At 58.7% G+C, this 2,965-nt stretch carries 4 protein-coding genes; 3 read left to right on the plus strand and 1 reads right to left on the minus strand.

Going from position 1 to position 2,965, the window contains the following annotated elements:
• Positions 1-350 precede the first annotated feature (350 nt).
• Genes ACOCD2_RS15505 through ACOCD2_RS15515 form a run of 3 tightly spaced genes read left to right on the plus strand, consistent with a single transcriptional unit; the run spans position 351 to position 2,622 of the window.
• Entirely contained in the window at positions 351-1,280 is a 930-nt protein-coding gene (locus ACOCD2_RS15505; protein ID WP_293646549.1) for an ABC transporter ATP-binding protein, read from the plus strand.
• Complete coding sequence (locus ACOCD2_RS15510) at positions 1,277-2,053, plus strand: ABC transporter permease (protein ID WP_293646547.1); 777 nt, start codon at positions 1,277-1,279, stop codon at positions 2,051-2,053. Before ACOCD2_RS15505 ends, ACOCD2_RS15510 begins: the two co-directional genes overlap by 4 nt.
• Positions 2,053-2,622 (plus strand): MFS transporter, encoded by a 570-nt coding sequence (locus tag ACOCD2_RS15515; RefSeq protein WP_293646545.1) that lies wholly within the window; start codon positions 2,053-2,055, stop codon positions 2,620-2,622. The genes ACOCD2_RS15510 and ACOCD2_RS15515 overlap by 1 nt, the downstream gene beginning before the upstream one ends.
• On the opposite strand, the gene ACOCD2_RS15520 is transcribed toward ACOCD2_RS15515, so the two are convergent.
• Positions 2,543-2,848 (minus strand): hypothetical protein, encoded by a 306-nt coding sequence (locus tag ACOCD2_RS15520; protein ID WP_419586518.1) that lies wholly within the window; start codon positions 2,846-2,848, stop codon positions 2,543-2,545. The two genes, ACOCD2_RS15515 and ACOCD2_RS15520, sit on opposite strands and share 80 nt — an antisense overlap.
• Positions 2,849-2,965: the final 117 nt, after the last annotated feature.

A 2,965-nucleotide genomic window follows, 5' to 3' on the forward strand; every position in this document is an offset into this window, starting at 1 on the left:
AAGTTGTTGCGTAGTGCTTGGTGACCAGGACGGCTGGGGCACAAATAGGTTGTCAAAGGCTGAGTCGATTTTGGGGACTGGGATGTCCCAAAATCTATCACGAGGCCGAAGACACGCTTGTAAATCTTGGCTGGGGTGGTGTCTGATCGGAAAAACGCCGTAAATACATCCCTATAGGCTCCGCGCCAGAATCCCTGCCTCCGAGGTTTTCCGATCAGACACCACCCCGCCTTATCAATAACTTAGGAACTTAGATGACGTGGTCCTGGCAGCAATTCGGTAGTGATGGATTCCAAGGGGCTTTCGTTGGACAATAGGCCAATCCAAAACCTGTGGCGACAAACCCTGACATGAGCCAAGCAGTAAGACTCCGCCAGCTGAAAAAAACCTATGCCAATGGCACTGAGGCGCTGAAAGGTATCGACCTGGATGTGGAGAGCGGTGATTTCTTTGCCTTGCTCGGCCCCAATGGCGCCGGCAAGTCCACGGCCATCGGCATTCTCAGCTCCCTGGTGCGCAAGACCGCCGGCCGGGTAGAGGTGTTTGGCCACGATCTGGACCGGCAGCCCCAGGAGGTGAAGCGCCACATCGGCCTGGTGCCCCAGGACTTCAACTTCAACCAGTGGGAGCCAGTGGAGGAGATCGTCATCAACCAGGCGGGTTATTACGGCATCCCCCGCCGCCAGGCCTATGGCAAGGCGAAACGGGTGCTCAAGGAACTGGACCTGTGGCGCAAGCGCCGCGCCCAGGCGCGCAGCCTGTCAGGGGGCATGAAGCGCCGGCTGATGATTGCCCGCGCCCTGGTGCATGAACCGCCGCTGATGATTCTGGACGAGCCCACGGCAGGGGTGGATATCGAGATCCGCCGCAGCATGTGGGCCTTCATGGAGGAGATCAACCGCGCCGGCACCACCATCATTCTCACCACCCATTACCTGGAGGAGGCGGAGAACCTGTGCCGCAGTATCGCCATCATCGATGATGGTCTCATCGTGGAGAACAGCAGCATGCAGGCGCTGTTGCACCGCCTGCATCGCCAGGCTTTCCTTCTCACCCTGAGCCGGCCTGTGCAGGCCCTGCCCGGTGGCGCCCCCGTGCGTTTGCGCATACAGGACGAATACACACTGGAGGCAGTGCTGGAACAGGAGCAAACCCTGAACAGCCTGTTCGACTGGCTGAACGGGCAGGGCATGGATGTGCTGTCCATGCGCAACAAGCAGAACCGCCTGGAGCAGTTCTTCCTGGACCGGGTGAGGAAGAAGAAGGCAGAAGCAGCATGAGCAATTGGCAGGGTTACCGTATTGCTTATTCCACCATTGTCATCAAGGAGGTGTTGCGCTTCGCGCGCATCTGGGTGCAGACCATATTGCCTTCGGCCATTATGACCAGCCTGTATTTCCTCATTTTCGGGGCCCTCATCGGTGAACGCATCGGCGAGATGGACGGTTACAGCTACCAGTCCTTCATCGTGCCAGGCCTGATTCTCATGGCGGTGATCACCAACAGTTATGCCAACACCGTGTCCAGTTTCTTTCAGGCCAAGTACCAGCGTCACGTGGAGGAGTTGATCATCGCCCCGGTGCCCAGCTGGATCATCCTCGCGGGTTATGTCACCGGCGGGGTGGTCCGGGGTCTGGTGGTAGGCGCCGTGGTCACTGGCGTGACCTTGTACTTCTCTGACGTAGGCGTGGAGCACCCCCTGCTCACCATTCTGGTTGTGGTGCTGACGTCCATTCTTTTTACCCTGGCAGGCCTTATCAATGCGATCTTTGCCAAGAGCTTCGATGATATCAGCGTTATCCCCACCTTCGTGCTCACGCCCCTGACCTACCTGGGCGGGGTTTTCTATTCCATCAGCCTGCTGCCGCCATTCTGGCAGAAGCTGTCTCTGGCGAACCCGGTGCTGTACATGATCAATGCCTTTCGCTACGGCATCCTGGGCGTGTCGGATATCCGCCCGGTGACCGCCCTGCTGCTCATCATGGGCTTCATTCTGATCCTGGGCAGCGTCGCCCTGTGGCTGCTGAACCGTGGCGTGGGCATCAAGAGCTGATGGGAAGACGGGCGCGCATCAGCTGGGCCCTCTACGACTGGGGTAACTCCGCCTTCGCCACCACGGTGATGGCTGGCTTCTTTCCCGTGTTCTTCAAGGAATACTGGGCCAGAGACATGTCCGTTACAGACAGCACTTTCTGGCTGGGTGTGGGCAACTCCGCCGCCAGTACGCTCATGGTGTTGTTCGCGCCCCTGATTGGCGCCCTGGCGGATCAGGGGAACAGCAAAAAGCGTTATCTGCTGCTGTTTGCCTTTCTCGGAGCCCTGATGACTTCATCGCTGTTCCTGGTGGCTGCCGGTATGTGGCAGGTCGCCCTGCTGTTCTATGCCCTGGGCATTATTGGTTTTTCCGGCAGCATCGTGCCCTATGATGCCCTGCTGGTGGACGTGGCGGAAGAAGATGAGCTGGACAGGGTGTCAGCCCTGGGATACGCCATGGGATACCTGGGCGGGGGGCTGCTGTTTGCCCTGAACGTCTTCATGGTGCTCAAACCCGGGTTCTTCGGTCTGTCGGATGCGGAACAGGCTGTCGCTGCCAGCCATGGAGAGCGAAGCGAAGGCTGGTAGACCCCAGTAGCCGCGAGGCCGCACTGTTTTCCCGGCGTGCCTTGCGCCAGAGGGAAAACAAAGTAGGCCTCCGAACGCGGCGTCCAGTCATTGGGAGCCAAGTACGGAGCAGCAACGAGCTTGCGAAGTTGTTGCGTAGTGCTTGGTGACCAGGACGGCTGGGGCACAAATAGGTTGTCAAAGGCCGAGTCGATTTTGGGGACTGGGATGTCCCAAAATCTATCACGAGGCCGAAGACACGCTTGGCGTGTTTCCTTTTTCATGGTGGGTATCTGGTGGGCGCTGTTTTCCGTTCCAGTGATACTGTTCGTGCACGAGCGTGAACCGCGTCCAGCCAATCCTC

It is taken from the genome of Thiolapillus sp. (assembly GCF_048562965.1).
GTDB lineage: Bacteria > Pseudomonadota > Gammaproteobacteria > Chromatiales > Chromatiaceae > Thiolapillus > Thiolapillus brandeum_A.

Bases quoted from the DNA above. Each gene is read 5' to 3' on its own strand.
- ACOCD2_RS15505 (WP_293646549.1), top strand. From the start codon at position 351: ATGAGCCAAGCAGTAAGACTCCGCCAGCTGAAAAAAACCTATGCCAAT.
- ACOCD2_RS15510 (WP_293646547.1), top strand. From the start codon at position 1,277: ATGAGCAATTGGCAGGGTTACCGTATTGCTTATTCCACCATTGTCATC.
- ACOCD2_RS15515 (WP_293646545.1), top strand. From the start codon at position 2,053: ATGGGAAGACGGGCGCGCATCAGCTGGGCCCTCTACGACTGGGGTAAC.